The organism is Herbaspirillum sp. RV1423 (genome assembly GCF_000577615.1).
Taxonomy (GTDB): domain Bacteria; phylum Pseudomonadota; class Gammaproteobacteria; order Burkholderiales; family Burkholderiaceae_D; genus Herbaspirillum.
In genome coordinates, this window is record NZ_CBXX010000041.1 from 20,726 (window position 1) to 46,881 (window position 26,156).

A 26,156-nucleotide genomic window follows, 5' to 3' on the forward strand; every position below is an offset into this window, starting at 1 on the left:
AACCAGCAATAGGAAATCCCATGCACCATTTCCACTGCCCCGTCCGCCTTACCTGTCCAGAAGATAAGCCTCAAGACCGGCTCAATCCAACGCATCACGTACGGGCAATACTTGCCGGCAGCCTGCTGACCATGGCGACTGCGTCGGGCGCCTGGGCAGCCCCGGCGGGTGGCGTGGTGACCAGCGGCAGCGGCACCATCAGCAGCAGCGGTAATGTCACCAGCATTACTCAAGGTAGCAGCAAGCTTGCCATTAATTGGAGCAGCTTCAATATCGCCAGCAATGAAACGGTCAATTTCATCCAGTCCGGGCGCGATGCCATTGCCTTGAATCGCATCATCGGCAGCGGCGCCACCGAAATCTACGGCAAACTCAACGCCAATGGCCAGGTATTCCTGCTCAACCCCAATGGCGTGCTGTTCGGCGCCGGCGCCAGCGTCAATGTCGGAGGTCTGCTGGCCAGCACCTTGAGTCTCAGCGACGCCGACTTCACTGCCGGCAACTATCGTTTCACCAATACCGTCAACAGCACTGCCGGCATCGTCAACCAAGGCAACATCACCACTGGAGACGGTGGCTACATCGCCCTGTTGGGTAGCCAGGTCAGCAATCGGGGCACCCTGGCTGCAAGGCTCGGCAACGTGACACTGGCTGCGGGCAGCGACATGACGCTCGACTTCGCGGGTGACGGCTTGTTAAGCGTCAAGATCAACCAAGGCAGTCTGCAGGCGATGGTGCAGAACAAGCAACTGATCCAAGCCGATGGCGGTACGGTAGTGATGAATGCCAAGACGGCCGACAGTCTGATCCAGGCGGTGGTCAATAACGACGGCATGATCCAGGCCAACGCGGTCGATACCCGCGATGGCCGGGTCATGCTGGTCAGCGACAATGGGCAATTGCAATTGAATGGCAGTATCAGCGCACAGGGTGGCCGGGTATCGGCCGATGCCGGCAACGGCGACACCGTGCTGCAAGGCCGTGTCGATGTGTCGAATGCGACCGGCCAAGGCGGCCAGGTCAGCCTGCTGGGCGAGCGCGTCGGCCTGTTTGGCACGGCACAGGTCGACGCCAGCGGACGTGACGGCGGCGGCACGGTCCTGATCGGCGGCGACTTCCAGGGGAGCAATGCCGCTGTACGCAACGCCAGCCAGACCCTGGTATCGGCCAATACGCAGATCGACGCCAATGCTACCGGCCAGGGCAATGGCGGGCGCGTCATCGTCTGGTCCGACGGCACTACCGTGGCGCAAGGCAAGATCAATGCGAAGGGCGGCGCTACTGGCGGCGACGGCGGCTTCGTCGAAGTATCCGGCAAGCAGACGCTCAGTTTCAGCGCCCAGGTCGACACCCGCGCAGCCTTCGGAAAAATGGGTACATTGCTGCTCGATCCGACCGATCTCGACGTGATCAACTGCTCGAATAATTGTGGATTCTCCGCACCGGTTATCAGTTTTGGTGACCTGCCCAACGGCGGTCAGTCGACAATACTAGGTGCCACCTTGAGCAATGCCTCCACCAATGTCAGCCTGCAGGCGACCAACAGCATCAACTTCTATGATCCGGTGGCCATCGCCGCCGCAGGTAAATCGCTGACCGCCGAAGCCGGCAACGCCATCAACGTCTACAACACCATTTATGCCCCCGCCAACGTCACTCTAAAGGCTCCGTCTCTCTACATATCAGCCCAGGTCAGTGCCGGCAACAGCGTCCATTTTCTGGCCGATGGCCTGACCATTAGTGGAGGAGCCGGCGCCCTCGTTTTGGCACCGAAGGTCATCATTGAACCTTACAGCGCCGGATTCGGCGTGTCCATTGGCGGAGCAGGGGCGGGTAGCGCCCTGACGCTGTCAACAGGTAGCTTGGGTGCGATAGACGGAAACTCCGTCCTAACCCTGATAGGCAGCAACATTGATCTCAACACGACACTCAATCGTAGCGGCGACACTATCATGGTGGCCAGCAGCAGCTTCGCCAGCACCGTAGCCAACATGTCGATCGGTGGCCGCTACCTGGTCTATACGGCTGATCCCGTTACCAGCAATCGCAACGGCGCCGGCCTCTATAGCAAGCATTACAACGTGAGCTATGACGGCACCACGCCAGACTATGCCGGCAGCGGCAACTGGTTTTTCTATAGCATTGCACCGACTTTGCAAGTCACGCCCACCGGCGGCTCCATCGTCTACGGCAATGCCCTGCCTTCGGGCTATACCATCGGTACCGGTGGCCTGATCGACGGTGACACGCTGCTCGCCGCCGGCATCTCCGGCACGGCCTCGTTCGGCGTCGCGGCTGGCAATACTTCGGCATCAGGCCATCTCAATGTGGGCAGCTATGCCCTGGACTACACCGGCAACCTGGCGTCCAACCTGGGCTACCGACTTGTCTCCAATGCCGGCAGCGTGACGGTGACGCCGGCGACTCTGACGGTCGGCGGGGCCATCGCGCAGAACAAGACTTATGATGGCAACACCGGCGCGACTATCAGCGGCGGCGTGCTCAACGGCTTGCTGGCGGGCGACGCGGTCTCCCTGAGTCAGAGCGGCAATTTCGACAGCGCATCCATCGGCACTGGCAAGACTGTCAATCTGGCGTTCAGCCTCGCCGGTGCTGACCGCGGCAACTATGTATTGAGCAATCCAACCGGCGTCACGCTGGCCAACATCAATGTATTGAGCAATCCGGCCGGCATCACGCTGGCCAACATCAGTGATAACACGCAAGCCATGGCCTGGTATCTGGCGGCGACGAAGAGCGCTGATCGCCCACTGTTTGCGCCGACATTCACGACACAACGCAGCCTGAACATTGTTCATCAAGATCCGCCAGCCGCTGCTGCCTCCTCGCAAGCCGAGCTGCCGCGCAACGGTGGCAACAACGATATGGCAGGCAAGGATGATGCAGTCAACAGCATACTGACCATCATCAATAGCGGCGTATGAGCAATAGAAATCCAGCCAGTGACCTGGTCCGAAGTAACTAGTCCAGCCAATGTGAGAGGATTTCGCAAGTTGGACGTTACTTTGTAATAAGCGGCTACGCGTTGGGCAGAGAGTGCAAAGAATGGCTTGCGCTTCCATGACGTCTCGTCAAATCATTGGCGCAGATTTGCCGATATTTCTTTATGGGAAAAATCTACGGATGTGCTACCGGATAAGATTGATGTCGTGATTACCGATGGATGGCCCGACGAGCTTGAAGGAGTTACGCCTTTAAGCCTGGAAATGCTGGCCAGTATGGGGAATCCACATTTGCTGCCTACACCACCATTTTCCATTGGTCGCGAACTGACGTTTGACCCTGTTACGTACCAGGGCTTTGTCGGATATCGGCAAAAAGAATGGCTTTTGCAGGTGCAAATGGGTATTCTGCGCTTCCTGCTGCAATCGGAAATCCACACTGGCCTTTAGGGGCCGAAACCGGGTAGAAGCTACCATTTGCTTAGAGGCCGCAGTTAGAGCATCCTCTCAATGATGAGACACTGTTACTCCTGATATCACTCCTATGAAAAATTCTCCTCCTGTTGCGCTTATCACCGGCTCCACTTCGGGTATTGGTGCCGCCATCGCTCGCAGACTCTCAATGGAAGGGTTCTCAATCGTCTTGCATTCGCGCAGTTCGACCGAAGCGGGACATGCTTTCGCTCGTGAGCTTGGCTCTGCAACTTATGTGCAGGCCGATCTGTCCGCCGACGCGGACAGGGTGAAGCTCGTCCGTGAAGCTGTCGCGGCGTGGGGCCGACTTGACGTTCTAGTCAATAACGCCGGAATCAGTCGCGTAATTCCACACGAGGATCTTGCTGCGGCCACACCCGCTATCTGGCAGGAGCTGCATGAAGTCAATGTCATTGCACCGTTTCGTCTGGCAGCCGAAGCGGAGTCTGCGCTCCGTCATGCTGCTACGCGCGGACGACCTGGTTGCATCGTAAACGTCAGTTCGCACGCCGGCGTTCGGCCAAAGGGGGCTTCCATTCCTTATGCAGCAACGAAGGCCGCGTTAAACCATATGACACGCTTGCTCGCGCTTTCGCTAGCACCGGACATTCGGGTCAATGCTGTTGCTCCTGGCCTGGTAGATACGCCCCTTACGGCGACTTGGACGCAGGCACAGCAACTTTGGAAGGAGCGGGCGCCGATGCGCCGCGCCGCTAGTCCAGAGGACATTGCTCAGGTTGTCGCATTCCTAGTCGCTTCAGACTATATTACTGGAGAAATTCTGCTCTCGGATGGTGGATTGAATCTCACGTAATATACTTGTGCTGCGCCGACTCACGGTTGTGTTGATCGTCAGAAACGAGGTGAATTGGATCACTTATGAATGGCTCAATTCGGCGGCGGGTTCAACCGGTGAATGCAACATACTAAGGCTATGCGAATAACAGGATTGTTGCAATGGAACGCCGAAAAAGGATCATCTACCCGAAAGCCAGAAGGCATTAATGTGGGATCGCTGGAGGAAAAGCGAATCTCTCCACCAGATAGCACAGCTATTTGATCGCAATCACTCGTCTGTTTCGAATATCCTGTCGGTAAGCGGTGGCATCAGATCAGCGCAACGCAGGCGCGCTAGCAATGCGCTGTCCCTGGCAGAACGAGAAGATATCCCCTCTCGATAGTTGCCGGCCAATCCATACGCGCCATTGCAAGGAACCTGGGTCAAATCCACGCGCAAATCAACAGCGTAGGGGGGCAGACGTCATTACGCAAATCGTAGTAGCAGAGTCACCGCTAGACCGAGAAATTCAAGGCTATAGAAATGCGAGGACGGGTGCCAAGATATGTGCTAACTGAGTGCAGCAGCCAAGATGGAAAAGCTACTAAATGGCCGGTGATAGGAGTAATTGCCTGTGTATACCCTGCATTCAGGCATCCCTCTATACGGAAGCGAAGGGCTGGAGAATACATGGCCGGAAGTATTCCTCTTGGATCATAAAACTCTAGTTGCCCTCCATTGTCTTTCCCTAAAGAATCATGTCCATCATCTACCCAGTAAACAACGGACCAAAATGCGCCAGGATGAGCATGGAGCGCATTTGTGCAACCAGGAAAATTGACGTTCGCCCACCCTTCAATTTTCCAAGTATGAGTGACTTCTGTCAGTCCATGAACGGAGTTGAGCGCAGTGAGCTTATCCACAAACGATCGGCTGAAATCAATAAGCGATTTTACTGCGGGACTATCCCAATCACCCAGGTCAGGAGAGGACTGCCAACCACCGACATTGCTGTGCTGTTCTGAAGTTTCATTCTTCTGTCGCACAAGGATGTAATCGGATAGTGCCTCATTGAATCCAGACACCCCCGGAACCTCTATAGTCGCAAGAGGCGTTGCAAACAGGCGATGGATCTCAATGTGGTTTGGATCAATGTGTAATGGAATGTTCATCGTACCTTAACTCGTGGATACTCTCTTTTTTGTGTCGATGAGAGGTTACAACATCACCTTTCAGCAAGCTGACATAGTCATCCTTTCTTTACAGTTTTTTACTCAATTTGCGCTCGGCCATGTAGATTTACTGAGATGGACCCGACACCACCAATAGGATCAAACTAGCGTTTCATCCAGTTTAAGCATGTAGGTGTATGGTGGAGATCGACAGTGCTGGGCGCCTGCCGCAAAATGATTGGCTACGCCTTATCGAAACGTATATACACGCCCCTGGCCTTAGCTAGACTAGTTACTTCGGGTTAGGTCACTCAAAAAGCGTGAGAGCAACTGGCCCGTTCCGAGTGTGATTTAGAGGACAGTTTGTTTGGTTCGGGCGGCAATGCCAACGCGGGTGTGATGTTTGATTGCGCTCACGAACATGCAAAAGAATGGATTCGCCGACTTACGTACTATGAGAAATTAGGGTGTTTTCCCGACGAATGAGTCCTGACCTCAGTGCCCGCAATCGGCCAGAAGCTGCCCCTGAGGCTAAACACAAATTGAGTCATAAACCATGCCCAGCGACCAACAGAAAACTTGTCAGCGATTTGCAGCACTGTACATGCCACCAGAAATAAACGAGAAGGTGGGTATTGCCTTAGGGACATTGGACAGGTTGCCACTTCACGCGGTTCGGCTTCAGCCGAATAACGGTGATTGTGGTTGGTACATTCACGGTGGCGAGAATTCTGACGATGCGAACTTTTGTCAACCACTTCATGTTTCCCATGTGGCTGGTTATTGCGCCAAGATTATCCCGTACCTGGCATTGCCACCGGGATGGCGAGTTTTTCTTGCGCCAGACTATGAGGATGTTTGGTTGGACGACAAATTAATTAAGAACATATCCGGTGGCAAGTGGCGGCCAGTAACAGACATTAGGTGAGAAAAACACCATTCTTATTGCCATACAATGTGCGATGCCTAGCGGACCTTCAACTCAATATTTGGAGACCCGCTCCGAAGATATGACGCTAACTCAAATCCAGCGGCAATTTGCAAATGCCCAGAGCAACGGCTACGAAGCACATCAATGTAATGCCTGATGGCTTGCCGATTAATAGTCACGCAGCGATGCCGATGCTATGTGCCGAAGCGAGCTCTGACCCGCCTGCCGATGCTGCCCAATAGCCGCATCGGTGAATTGCTGCCGCATCACTGGGTATCGGCTGCCTATTCTTTGCCATCATGGGAACGTCAAGTCCAAACCGAGCGTCCTGCTAAGGGCGAAGGTGACGAGCCCCAGGCCCAGGAGCGATAGCACGAAGACTGCGGCCACCTTGCCGCCCGCGCGTAGCACCGCGCGCCTCTCCTTTTCCGTCTCCTTCTTCCCTTGATCGTAATGCCACTTGATGGCGAAGAACATGCCCGTGCCGAGCACGAGAACCTTGAATGTAACGAAGACTACAGGGATCCAATCCATCATTTTGAGTATTTCCAGGCTATTACTTGACACTATTTATCGTGAGGAGCAGTAGACGTGATTTTAACTGACCTTCGCATGTCCGTTATGGACGAGCTGGAATTTGCCAAAGCAGTCAAAGCACTCCCCGCAATGACCCACATTTCCATTGTCCTTATTGGTGCTACGTTGATGACAGACTCATGGGCAGCGCCAGAGGCGTTCGCCGCTTTGCTTCTCAAGCCTTGCTTGATGGCGCAGCTCACGGCAACCATTGACCTTCACGCTCGGTAAGGGCGATCCGCCATTTCGATGCCTTCTATCGGCCAGTTGCGGAGACCCTGCGCCGACCCCGGATGACACCCATGCATCCGGATTACAATATCTTCATCCATTAACGCCACCTGATGACAGGTGCCATGCCATGAGGTATTGCCATGAATAATGCTTTGAAAATTGATTTCGTCTCCGACGTTGTATGCCCCTGGTGTGCGATCGGGCTGGCAGGTCTCAATACCGCGCTCGAACGCCTCGACCCGGAGACGCACGTCGACTTCACCGTCCACCCGTTCGAGCTCAACCCCGGCATGCCCACTGCCGGACAGGCGCAACTGGAGCACATCACCGAAAAATACGGCATCAGCGCCGACCAGGCGCGCGCCAACCGGGAGCAGATCCGGACCAGAGCGGCTTCTGTCGGTTTCACCATGAACCGCGATGACGACAGCCGCGTCTACAACACCTTCGACGCGCATCGTCTGCTTGCCTGGGCGAAAGAAAAAAATAGGCAAGCGGAGCTCAAGCTGGTGCTGCTCAAGGCCTATTTCACCGATGGGAAAAACATCGCGGACAGGAATGTGCTGGCGGAACTTGCCATACAAGCCGGCCTGGATGGCGTAGAAGCAAGCGAAGTACTGGGATCGGATCGGTTCTCCCAGGAAGTGAAGGAAGAAGAAACGCTGTGGGCCCAGCGCGGCATCAGCAGCGTGCCGGCAGTCATCGTGAATGATCGCTACCTGATCTCTGGCGGCCAGCCGCCGGAAGTATTTGAAGAACAGCTTCGGGCGATCCTGGCGAACGACGGGCGGGAGTGACTGTCGCAGGATCTGTTCGCGATTTTTTGGCTGCGCCATTAGCCGGTTGCGCTTCCGGCCCAAAATACACAGAGGTTACTGGAGCAATCCCATCCATTTTTGCGCCGGAATGGTGACGAACCGATGAGTCTGACGACCCTGGGTTAGGCAGCGTTTGTACTCTCCGTTCCGGCCGCCCGTGCTAGTGCCAGCGTGTCGATATACTCTCGGATGTGCGTCACCTTGCCATCTCGCACCGTCATGGCGAAGACAAAATGCTCCTCGAACGCCTTGTTCGTGGCTTTGATTTTCCCCGTGCTCAAACCTACGATCAGGACGCGGTCGGCCTGCGCGATAAATTCGAGGGGCGTAGAAATGGAAGTTTCCACCATGTCAGCGGCCTTCTGAAAAAAATCAGCCAACCCCGCATGCCCGCGGTGCGTGCCGGCCAGCGGCCACTCGCCCGGAATGACCCATTCGACGTCGTCGGCCGTCAACGCCAGCACACCTTGCAGATCGCCGCAGCCCGTTGCTGCAAATAGTCCCTTCACGATCTGCACGTTCCCTTGCGTGCTCATCGCGCCAATCCGATATCGACGTGCATGGCAATATCGAACGTGTCAGCGCCGTTTTTTGCCAAGCCGATCATCATGAGGCCAAGTGATTCGAGCGTCTGGGCCATGTGCAGGGCACCGATATCCAAGGGCCGCAGGCCGAGACTCTCCAGGAAAGTTGCGACGCGGACCTTGGCCTTTGCATCGTCGGCTGCAATGAACGCGTCGAGTCGTCCACCCTTGGCAAGGACGGGGCCGAAGAGGGTGTTGAACGCTTTCACGATATGCGCACCGGCGGGAAGGCCTCTGGCAGTCTCCTGCGCACCGGAACTGCCGCTGGGGGTCACCAGGCCCGAGAGATCGGGGGCGACCGGGTTGGTGATGTCGATGATTACCTTGCCGCCCAGCGCCGCCCCGAAATCGGCCACCACCGACGCCGCACTGCCGTATGGTACGGCGAGGATGACGATGTCGCCCTTTGGTGCGGCGCCGTACGTCCCGATGGTCGCGCCAGCGCCAAGCTTGTCGGCAAACGCCTGTGCCCTGGACTCGTTGCGGACGATCACCTCGACTGTGTGCCCAGCCGTGACGGTACGGCCGGCGATTGCCGTGGCCATGCCGCCGGCGCCGATGATGCTGATGGTGCTGATGGGAGTGCTCATATTGTTTCCTCGTCAGTTGGCAGGTTGCTCGTCACGTATTACCGGGGCATCGCCCCGGTAATACGGCGCGGGTCAGGCGGCAGGGAAATAGTGGCCGTTGTCCATATCGGCGAACAGGCCGGGCTGAGTGGGTTCCCAGCCCAGGGTCTGCCGGGTGATGAGGTTCGACGCGGGGAGATCGAGCGTGACCAGGTTTGCCAGGAAGCCAAAATAGCCCGGCAGCATCAGCACATCCGCGGGTATGCTCACGGCCGGCACGCCCAGGCGGCTGCCAATGGCCTCGGCGATGGCGCGGAACGGGATGCCCTCACTTTCGACCCCGTGCCAATATTTGCCAGCCTGCCCCTTCTCAAGCGCCAGGCGGAATAAGGTGGAGAGGTCACGGGCGTGCACGGCCGGCCACAGGTTCGCGCCTTCTCCCGGATAACCGATGACCCCTTTTTCCTTCGCCAGCCCGATCAACAACGGAAGGAAGCCGACGTCGGTCGTGCTGTGCGCGATAGTAGGAATCCGCACGATCGACGACCGCACGCCCCGCTCTGCGAGGCCGATGACGGCGAGCTCTACGGCGTTACGAACCCGCAGGGTCCCCTTGTACGCATCGCCGCCGGGAAGTGACGGGTCTTCCTCGGTGGCTGGTCGATCCAGTTTCTCCCACCCGGGCGCGCCGATACTGCCCGACACGACCAGCGGCTTGCCGCTTCCGGCCAGCGCCTCGCCGTACGCGAGCATGATCTGGAGTTCCGCAGCGGCCACGGCGTCGATCCCGCCGGAGGGAAGCAAGTCTTGCCTGTGCGCGACGTGAATGACGCCGTCGGCATCCGCCGCCGCGGCCTTGAGCCCTTCGAGGTCGGAAATATCCCCGCGCCGTACCTTGGCGCCAAGTGCGGCCACCGCATCTGCCGCCTTGTCCGAGCGGGCAAGGCCGGTAACTTCATGTCCGGCTGCGATCAATTCGGGGATGATGTACGAACCGATATGGCCGGTTCCTCCAGTAACGAAAACGCGCATAGTGCTGTTCCTTGTGAGTGATATGAGAAAGTGGTGTTACGAGTGAGCTCAGCCGGGAAGGCTGACCCCGATTGAGAAGTTGGTGTGCTTGATGGAGTGGGCGAGCAGGCCCAGCGACAGCAGGCAGACGTGCTCCAGCGTCTGCGCCATGGGCAGCAGCCCGATATCCAACGGGCGTAGCCCGAGGCTCTCAATGAACATCGCGACGCGTGCCTTTGCCTGCGCGTCGTTGCCCGCAATGAACACGTCCAACGGGCTACCCTGAAATGAACCGGCAGCCAGGACGTGGGAGTACAGGGTGTTGAATGCCTTGACGATGACCGCGTCGGCAGGGGCGACCCTGGCGATCTCCTGCGCGCCGAAGCTGTCGCCAGGTGTCACAAAACTCGCGAGGTCGGCGGCGACGGGGTTGGTGATATCGACCAGGAGCTTGCCTGCCAGCTTGTCACCGTATTGCTTTACCACGTCCAGAACGGCGGCGTATGGCACCGCCAGGACGACAATATCCCCGGCCGGGGCGGTGCCGAATGTGCCTGTCGTCGCACCGGCGCCGATCTGCTCGGCGAGTACCCGCGCCTTGGCCGCGTCGCGGCTCATCACCTCGACGCCGTGTCCGGCCTTGGCGGCAAGGCCAGCGATTGCCGCGGCCATGCCACCCGCTCCGATGATACTGATTGTGCTCATCTATTTCCTTAGCATGAACGGCACGATCCGGCGACCGCGCTCAACATGCAGACCATGCTATTCAGTTTACTTGTAAAAAGCAAGTGAAAAGCCGAAATTTACTTGCGATACGCAAGTGATGTTAAAATCCGGTCATGAAAACGACGAGTAAAGAAGACCTTCGGTCCCATTGCGCGGTGAACTACGGCGTGGAGATCTTCGGCGACCGATGGTCGCTGTTGATCATTCGCGACATCGTTTTTGCGGGCAAAAAGACGTATGGCGCGTTCTTGAAATCGGAAGAGGGAATCGCGACCAATGTTCTTGCTGCTCGCCTGGCGTTTCTTGAGGAGCAAGGAATTTTGTCGCGGGCGCCCAACCCCGATGACGGGCGCAAGGACTTCTACACGCTGACCGAGAAGGGTCTGGACCTTATTCCCATCATGCTGAACATCGTCCTGTGGAGCGCGCAGTACGATGCGAAATCGTACGTGCGGAACCAAAAGAAATTCATTGCGCGAATCAGGAAGCATCCCATGCAAGTGAGTGAAGAGGTGAAGGCGCTGGTTCGCAATGGCGGATGTATATTCCCCGATGCCAACGGGTGAGCAAGACGGCAAGCGTGCCGGCACCTGAAGCTGACGTGGAAAAAATAAGAAAACCCTCTATCCGGGCTTTCTTGTTTCAGTTTTACGGATTTGTGCAAAAGCCTACTTGCACGGATGCTCGACAAGGTTATGCAGCACTAAAGGCCCGGGGATGTGCAACAGGCGGCCCCCTTCGTCGAGGCGTCCTACGAAAATTGGAGAGAACCCGAGTTGGACGGCCAATGATTTGATCGACTCGGCGGCCGCATCTTCGTTACTTGCCAAGAACACGACACGTTTGCCACCGTCTTGGGACGGATCCCTTGCCAGTACCGCCGCAGGGAGCTGGTTGAAGGCCTTGACAATGGAGGCGCCAGGCAGCAAGCCGGCAACAATCTCTGTAGACAGGCGTCCTGCCGACACTTCAGGAGGCACTCCGTGGGCATTCGTTTGATCGACAATGATCTTGCCAGCCCAATTCGGAAGCGCCGCAGCAAGCGTTTCAACGACCGTGAAAGGAACTGCAAGAAACACAACGTCGGCGGCAAGTGCCTCTTCCAACGTTTTGGCCGAGACCATGTCCCCGAATTTCTTGACCAGATCCTGTAAAGAGTCCGGTCCTCGTGTGTTAGCGATCGACACCGGGATCCGGGCGCGTGCGAATTGCCCTGCCATGGCCGATCCTACATTGCCGGAGCCGATGATAGCGTAGGTCATTCGGGCGTTCCTCTATCAGTGGCCGGTTGACTTGGCGGAGAGTTTCAGAGTGGCGACTTGCGTCAACGCGGCGTCAACGCTCTTCAGAGCGTCCTCCGGACTGAGGCTCTGGGCCTCGACGCGGATTGTCTCGAAGTCGGACAAACCGATAAAACCCAGAATTTGCTTGAGATATGGCACCAGCATATCGTTTGCCGCCATCGGCCCGCTCGAATAGATTCCTCCGCTGGCAGCGACAATGAAAACCTTTTTGCCAGTGATCAGGCCGCGTATGCCTTCGTGCGAAGGGATCATGGTGACGCCTGGCCACACGATATAGTCAATCCAGGTTTTGAGGGTTGAGGATGGCCCGAAATTGATCATGCTCGTGGCGATCACAACAATATCGGCAGCCTTCAATTCTGCAACCAGCGTCTCGGCCAAGCCGACTGCTTCAATTTGAGCAGGCGTTCTCTCTGCGACGGGTACAAAGCGGCCGATTGCGTATGCTGGATCGATATGCGGCAACGAGTCGACTGCGAGATCGCGAACCGTGATAGTGGCGCTCAACTCGGACGCAAGCCGATTCGAGAGTGCCGTTGCAACTTTGGTCGACAGCGACGCGTCGCGTCGCGGACTGGAGAGGAGCATCAATACGTTTGTCATTAGGGAAGTCCTTGTCATAGCGTTAAATGGTGATCGCTCGATGCATTGGCAGGTTCAGTGCCATGACAGCGATGTTCAATGCGAACTTTAACGGACAATCAGCGACGAAAAAACTATCTAAATGTAGTTCAACTCCGCCTATAATTTAGAACATGTATGCACTGACTCTTGACCAGATCCAGATATTCCTCGCAATAGTCGACGAAGGCAGTTTCACGCAGGCCGCAAAGAGGCTTCATCGCGCCCGCTCTGCGGTAACTTATGGAATTCAGAATCTGGAGTCCCAGATAGATCTGCTGCTGTTTGATCGAACGGCATATCGTCCAACCTTGACTGAGGAAGGCAAGGCCCTGCTGGTGCGGGCTCGCCGTATTGCAGATGAAGCCAATTCATTCCGCGACTCCGCGCGTAGCCTTGCCAGCGGGCTTGAAGCCGAACTGACGATTGTCCTGGATTCCATGTTTCCAATGCCGCCAGTCGTCAAAGCGTTAACGGCATTCAGAGAGAGATTCCCGAGCGTTCCACCACGCGTTTATGTACAGCCATTAGGCGCTGCCGTTGAATTATTGCTTGATGGCACCGGGATGATCGGATTGCTGCAATCACAATTTACCGACATGACCGTCTTGAAGCGTTTTCACATGCTCACTGTCGACTTGCTCCCGGTTGTAGCGCCGCACCATCCATTGGCAGTATTTGACGGACCCATCGAATCACATATTTTGCAGCAATATGTTCAGTTGGTATTGACAGACCTCTCGTCGATGACATCTGGGCGTGATTACAGCGTGTTATCCAGTCAGACCTGGCGGCTTGCGGATCTGGGGGCGAAACATTCGATGCTGTTAGCCGGACTCGGATGGGGAAGCATGCCGGCGCATCTTGTTGAGGATGATATTGCACGAGGACGGTTGAAGATTCTTCGGCCTGTTGAGTTTGATGTACGAATTGCCAAGCTTGCAATGGGCGGTGCATATCGCGCGGATCGGCAGCTAGGTCCGGCCGGGCAATGGATGATTGAGTACTTGTCAGGCTCGGTCTAGCATCAGCTCACTCGGCTGCACAGTCGAAGGCGCAGGCACTTCTTTAATGACACACTGAGAGGACCCTACCGGACCACGCAAGCCCTATGCGGATGCAGTCAACAAAGTCTGACTGATAGCTGCCGCTCCTCGTCACACTGTCCAGTGTCGCATCGGCACGCCAGGGACGGGCGAAGTGAATACGGCCAGTTTGTCCATCCGGAGCGAGCCGACATATACCGTCCGCAAATCCGGGCCGCCGAAAGTAACGCTGGTCGGAAAGTCAATCACCTTGCCTTCAGGATCCTCAAAGACGGTGAGCGCCGTGCCGTCGGGTTTCAACACCACGATCTGGTTGCGCGTGATTTCGGTGACCCAGAGATTGCCGTCTGCATCGAAAGCAATACCGTCGACCTTGGCTCCCTTGAACAGAGGCCGCGGACCGAATGGCTGTTTATCGCTTAACGAACCGTCGTCTTCGATGGTAAAGCGGGTAACACCGCCAGCCGTAGTCTCGGCGACATACAGATACTTTCCTTCGCCGTCGATGCGGATCTCGTTTGTAAAATACAGCCCTTCCGCGACACGGCGCGGGCCATTTTCGTCGATCAGCAAAATATAACCATCAGGAATCGCGGTATCAACTGCAAGCAGTCGCGGCTCTGTGATGGTGGAGACGGCTATCCACAGACGGTCTTTGCCGTCGATGTAAACAAAGTTGACTGCGCCTATGCGCTTGCCGTCGATCTTGTCATATAACATCGTTTTGTTGCCGTCGCGGTCGATGCGATAAAGGCATCCGGCGCCGATATCGGCAACCAGGAACGTGCCGTCCGGCTCCATCGCCACACCATTCGGAATGCCCTCAGCCGGCCCAATCAGGCGCTGCTTTCCGGTACCCGCTTCGACATGGGTGAGCGCTCCGCGATTATCCGAAATCCAGAGCGTACCGTCGGGCTCTGCGATGATGCACTCCGGCCGGCTTAATCCTGTTCCTACAAATTGCAGCGTAGTCTTGTCCACGCTAAAACCATCTATACGCGCCATGTCGTTCCTTTGCCGATTGTTACTACAAGATATTGCTAAAAAGTAAATGTGGCGCCGGAGCTCCCGCATTGCGGTCTTTTCAGCCGTTATTTTTTGTCCCGGCTTCCGATTTCAGCGCCATTCAACGTTTTTGCTACATTGCATCGACAAAATGATTGCGAAGGCAACCAAGGCCGTCGATCTCTACCTCTACTACATCACCGGCACGCAGATTAGGTGACTTGCCATCGGTTCCCATCCAGATTACGTCACCGGGATACAACGTGATGTTGCGGGTCATCGTGGAAATGAACGTCCTGATATCAAACAACATTTCGTTGGTACGAAAATGGGAAGAAATCTCACCGTTCACGCGCACGGTGGTGTTCGCCTGATCAATATCGAAATCGGTTTCTATCCACGGCCCCATCGGCTTGAACGTGTCCGAATTCTTGGCCCGCCAGAACGTGCGATCTGTCTTTTGCCAGTTCCGTTCGCTGACGTCGTTTCCGATGGTGTAACCGAGCACGCAGGATAAGGCATTTTCATAAGTCAGGCGGCGCGCCTTGCAGCCGATGACCACCGCCAGCTCACCCTCGTATTGCACCTGCGTTGCGCCGTATGGAATGACCACTGCTTCATCGTGCGCGATCAGGGCGTTGACGGCGCGGTAACCGATGTCGGCCTGGCCCGGCAGTTCGGGCAACTTGCCTTGTTGCTCGGCGTATTCCTTGACGTGGCGCACATAGTTCAGGCCTGCTGCATAAAAAGTGCGCGGGATAAACGGTACCTCGATTTTGACCTCGTCGAGGCGGTGACGGCACTCGGTGAGCTTGTGTGGGCCGAAGGGCCCGCCCTCGACTTCAACAATGTGTTGTCCATCGAGTATGCCGTAGGCGGTGGTAGCGCCGGGAGCTGTGAAGTGTATCCATTTCATGATGTTTCTCCAAAAAATTATTCTCCGCATGGCGGCGTCAGGCACGCCAACAACCACTGCACGGGATGCAAGAGCGCGACCCTGTCTATCTTCGCCGCCTGGCAGCGACAGGAAAATCCGTCGGCCAGCAGGGTAATATCTTCCCTCTGCGCATTCATGACGTGATGCGCCCAACTCAGGCTGTAAATGTGCTCCGATTGTGCGCGATGTTCTGCTTCATGCCCCCAGGTGCCGGCCATGCCGCAGCAACCGCTGGCCAGCGTCACCAGCTCTAACCCGCAGTGGGCAAACACCGTTTGCCAGTCGCGCATGGCGGCCGGTGCGGTGGTGCGTTCGGTACAGTGCGGCAGATAGTGACTGCGACGCGGTGCATTCTTGGTGGCCCGCGGGATGCCCTCAAGATGGCGCGCCAGCCACTCTTGCACCAACAGCACCGGCGGTGCGCCGTCGCTGCCGAGCAACTCAGCGTACTCTTGCCGATAACTCAGCGTCATGGCCGGATCGAGGCCGACCAGGGCTACGCCAGTGGCGGCGAACGCATTGAGCATAGCGGCATTTTTCTTCGCCGTGCGGGCATATCGTCCCAACATGCCGTGCACATGCAGGGCCTTGCCGTTCGGCCGGAACGGTGCAACCATCGGCGCGACACCACATACTCTCAGCAGGTCGAGCAGGTCGGGCAGGATCGTTTCATAGTGACTGGTAAAGGCATCCTGCACCACGATGACGGTATGGTGGCGCTCGCTGGAGGTCAGCGCTTCCAGGCGTTCGAGGCTGACGATGGGAATACCGCGACGCGACAGCTCCGCACCGAGACCCAGCTCGGCCAGGCGAGGCGTGGCAACCAAGCCAATCCGACGCAACAGCGCAGGCCCAGGCCCCTGGTGCATCAGTGCATTGATCAGGCGCGGAAAGCGCGCCATTGACGGCAGCAGTTCTTCGAGGAGTGCCACTACGTGGTCGCGCAGGGGCCGTAAATAGCGGCCGTAGTAGAGCAACAAAAACTTTGCCCGCAGTTTGGGAATGTCCACCTTGACGGGACATTGACCGGCACAAGATTTGCACGACAGGCAGCCGTTCATGGCCTCCTTCACCTCGTGCGAAAAATCGGGGCTCCGCCGCAACGTGTTGACCAGGCGCGACGGCCATGCAAGCAACGCTTGCCAGGGCGACTGTCGCTGCAGCAACTCCCTTTCCTCCAACGGTTGCGCACCGGAGCCGGCCAGTTGCCGCAACCATTCGCGCAACAGCGTGGCGCGTCCCTTGGGAGAATGACGACGCTCCCGGGTCGATTTCCAGGAGGGGCACATGGCGTCGTCAACATCGAAGTTATAGCAGGCGCCGTTGCCGTTGCAATGCATTGCCTTCTCATAGTCTGCGCGCACGATCGGTGGAATCAGGCGGTCGCGCTGGCCGCGCATCGGCGTACCGTCGATGGTCATCAATGCCTCACCGGCCGGCGCCGCCAGCTTGCCGGGATTGATCTGGTTGTACGGATCGAAGGAAAGCTTGATGCTTTGCAGCGAGGGATACAAGGCACCGAAGAACTGCGGCGAGAATTCGGAGCGCATACCCTTGCCATGCTCGCCCCACAACAGGCCGTGATATTTACGCGTCAATGCCACCACTGCATCGGTAACTTCGCGTACCATAGCCACATGGACGGGGTCTTTCATGTCCAGCGCCGGACGCACGTGCAGCACGCCGGCGTCGACGTGGCCAAACATGCCATAGCGCACGCCGCTACGGTCGAGCACGGCGCGAAATTCAGCGATGTAGTCGGCCAGGTGTTCGGGCGGCACCGCCGTATCTTCCACGAAAGGGATCGGCCGCTGTTCACCGGCCAGATTTCCCAACAAGCCCACGGCGCGCTTGCGCATGGCCCAGACGCGCTCGATCTGTTGAGGCTCCCAGGCCACAGCCGTCGCGCTGCGATCCTGCGAGGTAGTAGTGATGTCGCGCATCACGTTTTGTACCTGTGCGCGGAGCACCGCTGCCTCATCGCCGACAAACTCGATCAGGTTCACGCCCGCGCTGACACCGGTGCTCGACGCCGGAAACATGTCTTTCAAGTCTTCCCAGCCGATGTCGTTGCGCGCCAGTTGCAAGACCGTGGCGTCTATGGTTTCTATCGAGGCGGGGCCGTAAGCCATGAGCGCTTGGGCATCGCGCAACGCCGCATCAAAACTGTCGTACTGTACCGTGACCAGAGCTGAGCAGGCGGGCAAGGGAAGCACCTTCAGCGTCGCTTCCGTGATGAGGCCGAGCGTGCCCTCGGAACCACACAGGATGGAGTTGAGATCGAAGCGTCCGGCGCTGTCACGAATGTGCGCCAGGTCGTAACCGGTCAGGCAACGATTCAGACGCGGGAAAATCTTGGCAATCAGTTCCTTCTGGCTGGAACAGATATCGTCGAGCAGGCGATGCACGCTGCCCACGCGATCAGTCCGGCGTTTTATCTCTTCCAGTTGCGTCTCTTCCAGCGGCTGCGAACGCCATGGCGTGCCATCGGCCAGCACGGTGTGCAACTGCACCACGTAGTCGCGCGTTTTCCCGTACAGGCAAGAACCCTGGCCGCTGGCGTCGGTGCTGATCATGCCGCCGATGGTGGCGCGGTTGGAGGTCGACAACTCCGGTGGAAAGAACAGGCCGTGTCGCGCCAGCGCGCGGTCGAGCTGGTCCTTGACCACGCCGGTCTGTACCCTGACCAGCCGCCGTTCGACGTCAATCTCGAGGATGCGGTTCATGTGCCGCGACAAATCGACCACCAGGCCGTCGGTCAGCGATTGCCCGTTGGTGCCCGTGCCGCCGCCACGCGGACTAAGTTTGATGTCGCGAAAGCGCGCCAACGCCAGCAGGCGCATGACGCGCACCACATCAGCATGGTGCGCGGGAAACACCACCGCCTGCGGCGTCACCTGATAGATGGAATTGTCTGTGGCCAGCACCACGCGGTCGGCCGCGCCATGCGAACATTCGCCCTCGAAGCCGAGCGCGGCTAGCTCCGCCAGGAAGGACAGATACAGCGTCGCCGGTGCGGCGTTGTCGTGGAGACGCGGAATCATGTACGTCCCTTCACGCCTTCAGGATGAGTTGGCGGCGTTCTTCAAAGCGCGTCTGCACCACTGGATTGACCAGCCGTTCAGGCAGTTTTCCGGCAGCAGTTTCGAGAAAGGTCTGCGCCGCGTAACGCGCCACGCGGTCACGACTTTCATGTGTTACGCCGGCAGTGTGCGGGCTTGCCAACACATTGGCGTGACGCAGCAGCGGATGCTCGGGCGACGGCGGCTCTTGCTCCCATACATCCAGGCCAGCGCCCGCCAGGTGACCACTTTGCAAGGCCTGTTCCAGCGCAACTTCGTCATAGGTACTGCCGCGCGCGGTGTTAATGAAGATGGCGCCCGCGCGCATCGCTGCGAATTTTTCTGCATCGAACAGGTTGCGCGTGTCCGTGCTCAAGGGACAATGCAGCGTGATGACGTCGCTCTCGTGCAGCAGTTCGTCCATCTCCACCTTCTCGGCGCCGCGTTGCTTGCACGCCTGCTCATCAAGATAAGGATCATAAGCCAGCACCTTGCCGCCAAATACCCTCAACAGCGCTGCCGTGCGTGCACCCACGTGGCCCAGACCGACGATGCCGACGGTCTTGCCGGCCAGCTCGCGCCCCATCAAGTCTTCGCGGCGGCCGATGCGCCCCACGGTCACGGCAACATGCCCTTCCGGAATGCGTTTGAGCAGCGTCATCATCATGCCGATGGCATGCTCGGCCACGGCCTGCGCATTGCCGCCGGCCTGGTTGGTCACCGCAACGCCGGCCGCAGTGCACGCAGGCACATCGATGGGATCGTAACCGGCGCCGTAGCTGGCCGCCACCAGCAGCAGCGGCATGCGCGCCAACAGGTCGGCGTTGAGCTGCCAGCGCAGCGGCAACTCGTCGCGCGCGGCCCTGACGTAGTAGCCGTGGCAGCTCGCCAGTGCCGCGTCGATTTTTTCCGGCGCGTCATCGAGAGTGAGTGTGATCAGCTCGATGCCGGAAACGTCCTGCAAGGTTTCGACAAAACTCGGATACATCGGCGGGGCGATATAGCCGACGCGGAAAATGGGCTGACTCATACTTTGTTTCCTCCCGCGCTGGCGGCTTTGACTTCCCACTCGATCAGACGTTGGATGCCTTGCTTGAGCGTCACCGTGGGACGCCAGTTCAGCAGCGCGGCGGCCTTGTCGATGCTGAAACGGTTGGCAGTGACGCCGGCCGATTTGATGCGACCGGCTTCCTGTCTGAACTCAGGTTCCAGGTCAGATCCGCAGACTTCCAGCACCGTTCGGATCAGGGTTTCATAAGTGGTGGATTCGCCCGCCGCGACGTTGATGGCCTCGCCGCTGACGCCACTTTGCATCGCCAGCAACTGGGCGGCGGCGACGTCGCCGGCGTAGACGTAGTCATGCACTTCATCGGCTTCGGCATTGACCAGAGGTGGTAGTCCCTGGTTGATGCGGTCGTAGGCCTGCATGATCGGCAACACGTTGATGCCACGACCGTGCTGGCGTTCGCCATACACGCTGGACACGCGCACTGCCACGTAGTCGAGTCCGTAGCGTTGTTTGAAAAATGCGCACAGATGTTCAGACATGACCTTGCCCGAGCCGTACAAGGCAGGTGCCGGATGCACGCCATGGCTGGAGAAAGGGCAGTCTTCAGTGATCACCCCGACGCTGGTGTTGCCGTAAGTCGAGATGGACGAGGAGTAGATGATTTTTTGGACACCGCGGATGCGGCATGCTTCCAGCAAATTCATGATGCCGCGGATATTCACATCCATCCCGGTCCACAGGTTCTTGGACAGCGGCAGGGTAATGAAATAGGCAGTGTGGAACACGCCGCTGACATCTTCCAGCGCGTCATAGAGTTCGTTCTGGCGCAGGATGTCGCCGCCGATCACGACGATGCGCGGATCGTCCAGCAGATGACGCACCGTCTCGCGCGAACCCACCGAGCCATTGTCGAACAAGACAACCTGACGGGCGCCGGCCGTCAGCAGTTGTTCGGCGATATGTGAACCGAGCAGGCCGAAGCCGCCGGTGATCAAAAACTTCTTGTTGATAAGGTCCATGATGTCCCGTCCTGAAAAAAAATTGAAGCTGGTCCTTGGGGCCGGCCAAAGGCTGGTCCCTGAAAAAATGACGTGTTGAAGTTGCCGCCGTAGCGGCGTCAGTGACTTAGTCGTTCATGCAGGTTCGCGCCATGCAGCGCCCTTTCAATGCACGCCCAAGTACGCGGCGCGTACCTGGGGATCGCGTTGCAACTCGGGGCCGGTACCGGACAGGGTGATGCGCCCGGTTTCCAGCACGTAGGCGCGGTCGGCAAGCTGCAAGGCCTGGTTGGCCATTTGCTCCACCAGCAGAATGGTCAAGCCGGCCTCGCGCAAGCTGTGCAAGGAACGGAAAATATCCTGGATGATGATCGGTGCCAGTCCCAGCGACGGTTCGTCAAGCAGCAACATGCGCGGCTCTCCCATCAGGGCGCGGGCAATCGCCAGCATCTGTTGTTCACCGCCCGACAAGGTTCCTGAAATCTGATGCCGTCGGGCTGCCAGACGCGGAAACATCGCAAAGCAACTGTCGATTTTTTCCTGCAGCTTCGCCTTCGAATATTTCTTGTAGTAAGCACCCAGCACCAGGTTGTCCTGCACGTTCTGGTCCGCAAACACACCGCGTCCTTCCGGCACCAGCACCGAGCCCAATGCAGGTCGAACGTGGGCAGGGATGGTAGTGATGTCTTGTCCGGCCAGGCTGATACTGCCGTCGGCAGGATGGATCAGGCCGGCGATGCAATTGAGCAGCGTACTTTTGCCGGCACCGTTGGCGCCGAGGATCGCCACCACTTCTCCCGTCTTGACCGAAATGCTGGCATCGCGCACGGCCTCAATGGCGCCGTATTTGACCGATATGTTGTTCAACTCAAGCATGACCGGCCTCCTGCGGCGCGCAGGCCTCGTCAATTGCCGCCTCGCAGTCTGGATCGCTCTCGGCACCCAGATAAGCGGCAATGACCACCGGGTTATTTTGAATTTCCTGCGGCGTGCCTTCGGCGATCTTGATGCCGTAGTCCAGCACCGTGACGTGATTGGAAATGTTCATGACCAGGTCCATGTGATGCTCCACCATCAGTATCGTGATGCCCGCTTCGCGAATGCGCACCAGCAGTCGGCCAAGTTCGGCGGTTTCCAAAGGGTTCAGGCCAGCGGCAGGTTCATCCAGCAATAGCAGGCGCGGATGGCTGGCCAGGCTGCGCGCCAGTTCCACGCGTCGCTGCAGACCGTAAGCGAGACCACCGGCGGGATGTTGCGCGTATTCCGACAAACCAAGCCAGGCCAGTATCAGCAAGGCTTCGACGCGTGCCCGGCGCTCTTCGCGCTGCGCCGACGGCAGGTTCAGCAGCGAAGACCAGAAACCGCTTTTTATCTTGCTGTGACGACCGATGAGCACGTTGTCGAGCACCGGCAAATCGGCGAACAGGCGCAGGTTCTGGAAGGTGCGCGAAATGCCCAGACCACAAACATCATGGGGCGCGGCTTTGCCAACTTCCTTGCCCAGGAAGCGGATGTTTCCGGAATCGGCCTGCACCACGGCGGAGATCATGTTGATCATGGTGCTCTTGCCGGCGCCGTTGGGACCGATCAGTGCGTGGATGTGGCCGGCACGGATGCTCAGGTCGATGTTCTGCGCGGGCTTGACGCCACCGTAGGATTTGCACAACTGGTGCACGCTCAACAGTTCCATGTCATCGCCGGTGACCGCCTCGCCAAACAAGCCGCTCCATGCAGCCGAGGTCGCCGACTCGCAAGGCGACGGCGGCACACCACGCCCGGCATGGGAAAACAACTTGCCGCCCAGTCCAGCCAGCCCCTTGGGCAATACGTACAGGGCAAACAGAAGCAACGCTCCATAGACCAGATGCTGCAGGTTCGGCCAGCGCGACAGGAAGGCGTCGATCAGCACCAGCAGGACCGCGCCGATCAGGGGGCCGTACAGCATACCGGCGCCGCCGAACAAGACCAGCAGCAGAATGAAGATGGACAGCGGAAAGCCGACGAAGTCAGAATTGATGTACTGGTTTTGCTGAGCCACCAGTGCGCCGGCAATACCGCAGGTCACCGCCGAAATGACGAAGGCCAGCACCTTGAAGGAATAGACGTTGATGCCCGACGAACCGGCGGCGATTTCGTCGGCCTGCACGGCCAGGAAAGTGCGGCCGAATTTGCCTTTCAGGAAACCACGCAACAGCAGGTGCACCGCCAGACACATCGCCAGTCCCAACCAGACCCACTGGATGTCGGAGAACGGCACGCCCTGAATGCTCGGCCCCTGGATGCCGTAGATGCCTTGTGCGCCGCCGAACAAATCGCTCCACTCGGTGACGATTTTTTCAACCACGATGCCGAAGGCCAGCGTGACCATCGCCAGATAAGGCCCTTTGGCGCGCAGCGAAGGCAAGGCAAGCACGACGCCAAACACCGCCGACACTACCACCGCCGCCAGCAAGGCCAGCCATGGATCAAGCAATAGCAGTGTGGAAGCCAGCGCTGCCGTGTAAGCACCCACCGCAAACAGACCGGCCTGGCCCAGCGACTTCTGGCCTGCGTAGCCGACCAGCACGTTGGTGCCCGAAGCACACAGGTAGTAGATGCACATCATGAAAACGATGCGCAAGTGATAGGCATTGCCGAAGGCCCAGGCAGCCGCGCCGATGACTGCAGCGAATGCGATGGACAGAAAAATTGCAGTGGAATTTCTCATGTCTTCTCCACCAGCGTTTTGCCGAACAGACCGCTGGGACGACACGCCAGCACAACGATCACCAGGCCGAATACCACTATTTCACGCCACTGCGCCTGCCATAGATTGACATAGGCTTCCAGCAGACCCAGCATGAAACCGCCCGCCGCACAACCACGCGCATTGCTAAGGCCACCGATCATTGCCGCGCAAAATCCTTTCAGGCCGAACGAAAAGCCCATGAACATGGACGCCGTGGCAATCGGTGCGATCAGGATGCCGCTCAGGCCCGCCAGCGCCGAACTCAGGAAGAAAGCGCCCATCATCACATGGGCGACGTTGATGCCCATCAGGCTGGCGACCTGCTTGTTTTGCGCCACGGCGCGCATCACCTTGCCCAGCGTGGTGCGGCGGATGGTCCAGTCGATGGCGATCATGACCGCGAGCGACACCACGAACACCAGCAGCTCCTGCGGTCGCACACCGGTGCCCATGATGCGGATCAGCTTGTCACCGAACGGCGACGGCACCACGAAGGTACCCGCGCCCCACACCGTCAGTCCGGCGCTTTGCAGGATGATGCCGAAACCGATCGTTGACACCACCCACGACATGCTGGCCTTGCCCGCAAACGGACGGATTGCCAGCAGATACAGCAGCGCACCCAACACGCCCATGAGCAGCGTCGCACCAAGGGCAGCGACGACCACCAGCCACAGAGGCGCATCAGCGAACGTGGCGGTCACAGACAGTGGCCGGCCCAGCAACCACAGCAAGCCGCCGATCCAGGTAAAAATACCGGCGGTCACCATTTCGCCTTGGGCAAAATTCAGGGTGCGCGTGGTGGTGTAGGTGATGCTAAAACCCAGGGCGATCAGTGCATACACGCCGCCCACGGCAAGGCCGCTCACCAGCGCCTGAAATAGCGCAGTCGACATTGGGGTCCTCTTTATCTGATGTCTCCCGCCGGGCGGGAGACGATGTGAATAAAACTTGCTGTAAGTCCCTCGGTGCGCAAGCACGCCAAGGTGTATTGACTGACGCTTGAATTAACGCTTGAAGTCGGCCGGCGTGAGCGACTTGATCACGTCGTTATTGAACTCAATCGCTTTGCCGTTCTGCCACTTGATCCAATGGTAGTCGGGTGCGGTCAGGGCTTCATGCTGGGTCTTGGAGAACGGCTTGACGTAGTTCTTCATCAGCCCGGCATAGGGCTGCTGCAGGTTTTCCAATGCCGCCTTGACCTTCTGACCGTCAGTACTGCCGGCCTGTTGTACCGCCAGCACAAACAGTTTGACGCTGTCGTAGCTGTGCGCGGCCTGAGCGATCAGTGGCGCACCGAGCGTGGTCTTGCTGGAGATCTGGTCATACAGCTTTTGCATCGGCTTGCTCATGGGCCCACCGGGAATGGTGCGCATGAAAATCGGTAACTCGATCAGCTTGGGACCGGCGGCTTGCAGGAACGGCGGCTGGTCGGTGGCGAAGCCCGACAGCACCACCGGGAAATAATCGATTTTTTCCATGCTGCGCATCAGGAGGCCCAGTGGCGTGGCTTGGGCCCACACCACCACGGTATCGACGCCGGCGCTCTTGAGCTTGTTCAACTGCGAAGTCATGTCGGTATCGTTGACGCCAAACTTCTCGATCATCACCGGTTCAATCTTATGCAGCTTGCCGATCTCCTGGATGTCTTTCAGTCCCGCCTGGCCGTAGCCGGTAGTTTCGGCCAGGTAGGCGATCTTCTTCGATTTCGGATTCTTGCTGGCGTAAGCCATGAGGCCGACGATGCTGTCGCCATCCACCAGCGATACACGGAAGATATAGTTGTCGGCGCCCGGACTCAGCGGCTTGGTGATGTCGGTGGCGTTGGCCATCGGCACGATCACCGGTACTTTTTTCTGGTTCGGAATACTGCGCCATGCCAGCGCATTGCCGGAGTTGGTCGGGCCAAGCACGATGGCCACTTTTTCATTGTCGATCAGTTCGACCATGTTTTGAATCGACTTGGCCGGCTGCGACAAGTCGTCGCGCACCACCAGCGTCAGCTTGCGCCCCAGCACGCCACCAGCGGCGTTGACTTCGTCGATAGCCACCTGCATCGCCGCCACCGACGATTGACCGACCAGCGCCGAAGGCGATGCCGATAAGTCGCCGTTGAAACCGATCTTGATTTTCTGTGCATGCGCCGCTACCGCTGTGAACACGACGGCACCCATAAGGCTCGTCGCCCAACATTTGATTCGATTCAATTTTGTCTCCTGATGTTCCGGCCGTCACCTCGCGGCAATGTCCCGGATGGTTGGTTCATCCATTGCGCCGGTGGCGCAAGATGGCGTTTGCCATCGTTTCTTCCCTTTGTTCCCAAGGGTTGCCCAAGCAGTCATGTGCTAGAACTCTTTTGATCAATAGGCTTGAGTGCGAACGAGTCATGCCTGGAATGGAGTGCAAGGTGCGAAACTGGATGACTACTGGGCGTCTTGACCTAGTTTCGTAACACGGCAATCCGCCAAAGCGGTCCGCTCCCTGTTGGTTCTTCTCAGAACGGACGCATCTCACGTCTATTGATGAATTGAGTTCTAGTATCGACGATGAGAAGCCACTCGACAAATCAAATTTACATGAATATTATTAGCTAATGGCTAATAATATTAA

Annotated in this window: 25 protein-coding genes and 1 pseudogene; 9 read left to right on the forward strand and 17 right to left on the reverse strand. The window is 58.0% G+C overall.

Annotation, left to right across the window (positions count from 1 at the left end):
* Positions 1-20: 20 nt before the first annotated feature.
* The 4 genes and pseudogenes from RV1423_RS28735 to RV1423_RS30115 all read left to right on the forward strand — a co-directional run.
* Positions 21-2,945: a filamentous hemagglutinin N-terminal domain-containing protein gene (locus RV1423_RS28735; protein ID WP_197034997.1), complete on the forward strand. Its 2,925-nt coding sequence runs from the start codon at positions 21-23 to the stop codon at positions 2,943-2,945.
* Positions 2,946-3,071: 126 nt separating this feature from the next.
* Positions 3,072-3,413, forward strand: a complete 342-nt coding sequence (locus RV1423_RS30110) for a hypothetical protein (protein ID WP_155835262.1) — start codon at positions 3,072-3,074, stop codon at positions 3,411-3,413.
* 94 nt (positions 3,414-3,507) lie between these two features.
* Entirely contained in the window at positions 3,508-4,251 is a 744-nt protein-coding gene (locus RV1423_RS24405) for an SDR family NAD(P)-dependent oxidoreductase (protein WP_034302652.1), read from the forward strand.
* Between the two features lie 143 nt (positions 4,252-4,394).
* Positions 4,395-4,680 (forward strand): annotated as a pseudogene (locus RV1423_RS30115) (IS30 family transposase); the annotation flags it as partial.
* Positions 4,681-4,730: 50 nt separating this feature from the next.
* Here RV1423_RS30115 and RV1423_RS29365 read toward each other — a convergent pair.
* Complete coding sequence (locus tag RV1423_RS29365) at positions 4,731-5,387, reverse strand: TIGR02466 family protein (protein ID WP_197034998.1); 657 nt, start codon at positions 5,385-5,387, stop codon at positions 4,731-4,733.
* A 556-nt stretch (positions 5,388-5,943) separates the two neighbouring features.
* On the opposite strand from RV1423_RS29365, the gene RV1423_RS29370 reads away from it, so the two are divergent.
* Entirely contained in the window at positions 5,944-6,315 is a 372-nt protein-coding gene (locus tag RV1423_RS29370; RefSeq protein WP_081768989.1) for a hypothetical protein, read from the forward strand.
* A 300-nt stretch (positions 6,316-6,615) separates the two neighbouring features.
* Here RV1423_RS29370 and RV1423_RS24410 read toward each other — a convergent pair whose 3' ends face one another.
* Complete coding sequence (locus tag RV1423_RS24410; protein WP_081768990.1) at positions 6,616-6,855, reverse strand: hypothetical protein; 240 nt, start codon at positions 6,853-6,855, stop codon at positions 6,616-6,618.
* Between the two features lie 54 nt (positions 6,856-6,909).
* Here RV1423_RS24410 and RV1423_RS24415 point away from each other — a divergent pair, with 54 nt between their 5' ends.
* Together RV1423_RS24415 and RV1423_RS24420 are read left to right on the forward strand one after the other, a co-directional pair.
* Positions 6,910-7,125: a hypothetical protein gene (locus RV1423_RS24415; protein ID WP_155835263.1), complete on the forward strand. Its 216-nt coding sequence runs from the start codon at positions 6,910-6,912 to the stop codon at positions 7,123-7,125.
* Positions 7,126-7,268: 143 nt separating this feature from the next.
* Positions 7,269-7,925, forward strand: a complete 657-nt coding sequence (locus RV1423_RS24420; protein ID WP_034302655.1) for a DsbA family oxidoreductase — start codon at positions 7,269-7,271, stop codon at positions 7,923-7,925.
* A gap of 143 nt (positions 7,926-8,068) precedes the next feature.
* On the opposite strand, the gene RV1423_RS24425 is transcribed toward RV1423_RS24420, so the two are convergent.
* From RV1423_RS24425 to RV1423_RS24440, 4 genes are all read right to left on the reverse strand, one after another.
* Positions 8,069-8,482 carry a nuclear transport factor 2 family protein gene (locus RV1423_RS24425; RefSeq protein WP_034302659.1) on the reverse strand — a complete coding sequence of 138 codons (414 nt, stop codon included), beginning with the start codon at positions 8,480-8,482 and terminating at the stop codon, positions 8,069-8,071.
* Positions 8,479-9,120, reverse strand: coding sequence for an NADPH-dependent F420 reductase (locus tag RV1423_RS24430; RefSeq protein WP_231502498.1), 642 nt, complete (start codon positions 9,118-9,120; stop codon positions 8,479-8,481). The genes RV1423_RS24425 and RV1423_RS24430 overlap by 4 nt, the downstream gene beginning before the upstream one ends.
* 72 nt (positions 9,121-9,192) lie before the next feature.
* Entirely contained in the window at positions 9,193-10,131 is a 939-nt protein-coding gene (locus RV1423_RS24435; protein WP_034302662.1) for an SDR family oxidoreductase, read from the reverse strand.
* A 48-nt stretch (positions 10,132-10,179) separates the two neighbouring features.
* On the reverse strand, positions 10,180-10,815 hold the full coding sequence (locus RV1423_RS24440; protein ID WP_034302665.1) for an NADPH-dependent F420 reductase: 636 nt from the start codon (positions 10,813-10,815) through the stop codon (positions 10,180-10,182).
* A gap of 134 nt (positions 10,816-10,949) precedes the next feature.
* Between RV1423_RS24440 and RV1423_RS24445 the strand changes: the two genes are divergently transcribed.
* The gene (locus RV1423_RS24445; protein ID WP_034302668.1) at positions 10,950-11,402 is read left to right on the forward strand and encodes a helix-turn-helix domain-containing protein; all 453 of its coding nucleotides are present in this window, start codon (positions 10,950-10,952) and stop codon (positions 11,400-11,402) included.
* A gap of 102 nt (positions 11,403-11,504) precedes the next feature.
* On the opposite strand, the gene RV1423_RS24450 is transcribed toward RV1423_RS24445, so the two are convergent.
* Both RV1423_RS24450 and RV1423_RS24455 read right to left on the reverse strand, forming a co-directional pair.
* On the reverse strand, positions 11,505-12,098 hold the full coding sequence (locus RV1423_RS24450; protein WP_034302672.1) for an NADPH-dependent F420 reductase: 594 nt from the start codon (positions 12,096-12,098) through the stop codon (positions 11,505-11,507).
* A gap of 15 nt (positions 12,099-12,113) precedes the next feature.
* Positions 12,114-12,743, reverse strand: coding sequence for an FMN-dependent NADH-azoreductase (locus RV1423_RS24455; RefSeq protein ID WP_034302747.1), 630 nt, complete (start codon positions 12,741-12,743; stop codon positions 12,114-12,116).
* Between the two features lie 152 nt (positions 12,744-12,895).
* Here RV1423_RS24455 and RV1423_RS24460 point away from each other — a divergent pair, with 152 nt between their 5' ends.
* Positions 12,896-13,786, forward strand: a complete 891-nt coding sequence (locus RV1423_RS24460) for a LysR family transcriptional regulator (RefSeq protein ID WP_034302675.1) — start codon at positions 12,896-12,898, stop codon at positions 13,784-13,786.
* Between the two features lie 132 nt (positions 13,787-13,918).
* On the opposite strand, the gene RV1423_RS24465 is transcribed toward RV1423_RS24460, so the two are convergent.
* From RV1423_RS24465 to RV1423_RS24505, 9 genes are all read right to left on the reverse strand, one after another.
* Entirely contained in the window at positions 13,919-14,812 is an 894-nt protein-coding gene (locus RV1423_RS24465; RefSeq protein ID WP_034302678.1) for an SMP-30/gluconolactonase/LRE family protein, read from the reverse strand.
* A gap of 133 nt (positions 14,813-14,945) precedes the next feature.
* A complete protein-coding gene (locus RV1423_RS24470; protein WP_034302680.1) occupies positions 14,946-15,728 on the reverse strand; it encodes a fumarylacetoacetate hydrolase family protein in 783 nt (260 codons plus the stop codon).
* Positions 15,729-15,745: 17 nt separating this feature from the next.
* Positions 15,746-18,793, reverse strand: coding sequence for an FAD-binding and (Fe-S)-binding domain-containing protein (locus RV1423_RS24475; protein ID WP_034302682.1), 3,048 nt, complete (start codon positions 18,791-18,793; stop codon positions 15,746-15,748).
* 10 nt (positions 18,794-18,803) lie between these two features.
* The gene (locus RV1423_RS24480; protein WP_034302684.1) at positions 18,804-19,841 is read right to left on the reverse strand and encodes a hydroxyacid dehydrogenase; all 1,038 of its coding nucleotides are present in this window, start codon (positions 19,839-19,841) and stop codon (positions 18,804-18,806) included.
* Positions 19,838-20,839: an NAD(P)-dependent oxidoreductase gene (locus RV1423_RS24485; RefSeq protein ID WP_034302686.1), complete on the reverse strand. Its 1,002-nt coding sequence runs from the start codon at positions 20,837-20,839 to the stop codon at positions 19,838-19,840. Before RV1423_RS24485 ends, RV1423_RS24480 begins: the two co-directional genes overlap by 4 nt.
* 144 nt (positions 20,840-20,983) lie before the next feature.
* Positions 20,984-21,694, reverse strand: a complete 711-nt coding sequence (locus tag RV1423_RS24490; RefSeq protein ID WP_034302688.1) for an ABC transporter ATP-binding protein — start codon at positions 21,692-21,694, stop codon at positions 20,984-20,986.
* Positions 21,687-23,525, reverse strand: coding sequence for an ATP-binding cassette domain-containing protein (locus tag RV1423_RS24495; RefSeq protein ID WP_051516928.1), 1,839 nt, complete (start codon positions 23,523-23,525; stop codon positions 21,687-21,689). The genes RV1423_RS24490 and RV1423_RS24495 overlap by 8 nt, the downstream gene beginning before the upstream one ends.
* Positions 23,522-24,442 (reverse strand): branched-chain amino acid ABC transporter permease, encoded by a 921-nt coding sequence (locus RV1423_RS24500; protein WP_034302691.1) that lies wholly within the window; start codon positions 24,440-24,442, stop codon positions 23,522-23,524. The genes RV1423_RS24495 and RV1423_RS24500 overlap by 4 nt, the downstream gene beginning before the upstream one ends.
* Before the next feature lie 111 nt (positions 24,443-24,553).
* Entirely contained in the window at positions 24,554-25,720 is a 1,167-nt protein-coding gene (locus RV1423_RS24505; protein WP_051516929.1) for an ABC transporter substrate-binding protein, read from the reverse strand.
* Positions 25,721-26,156 lie beyond the last annotated feature (436 nt).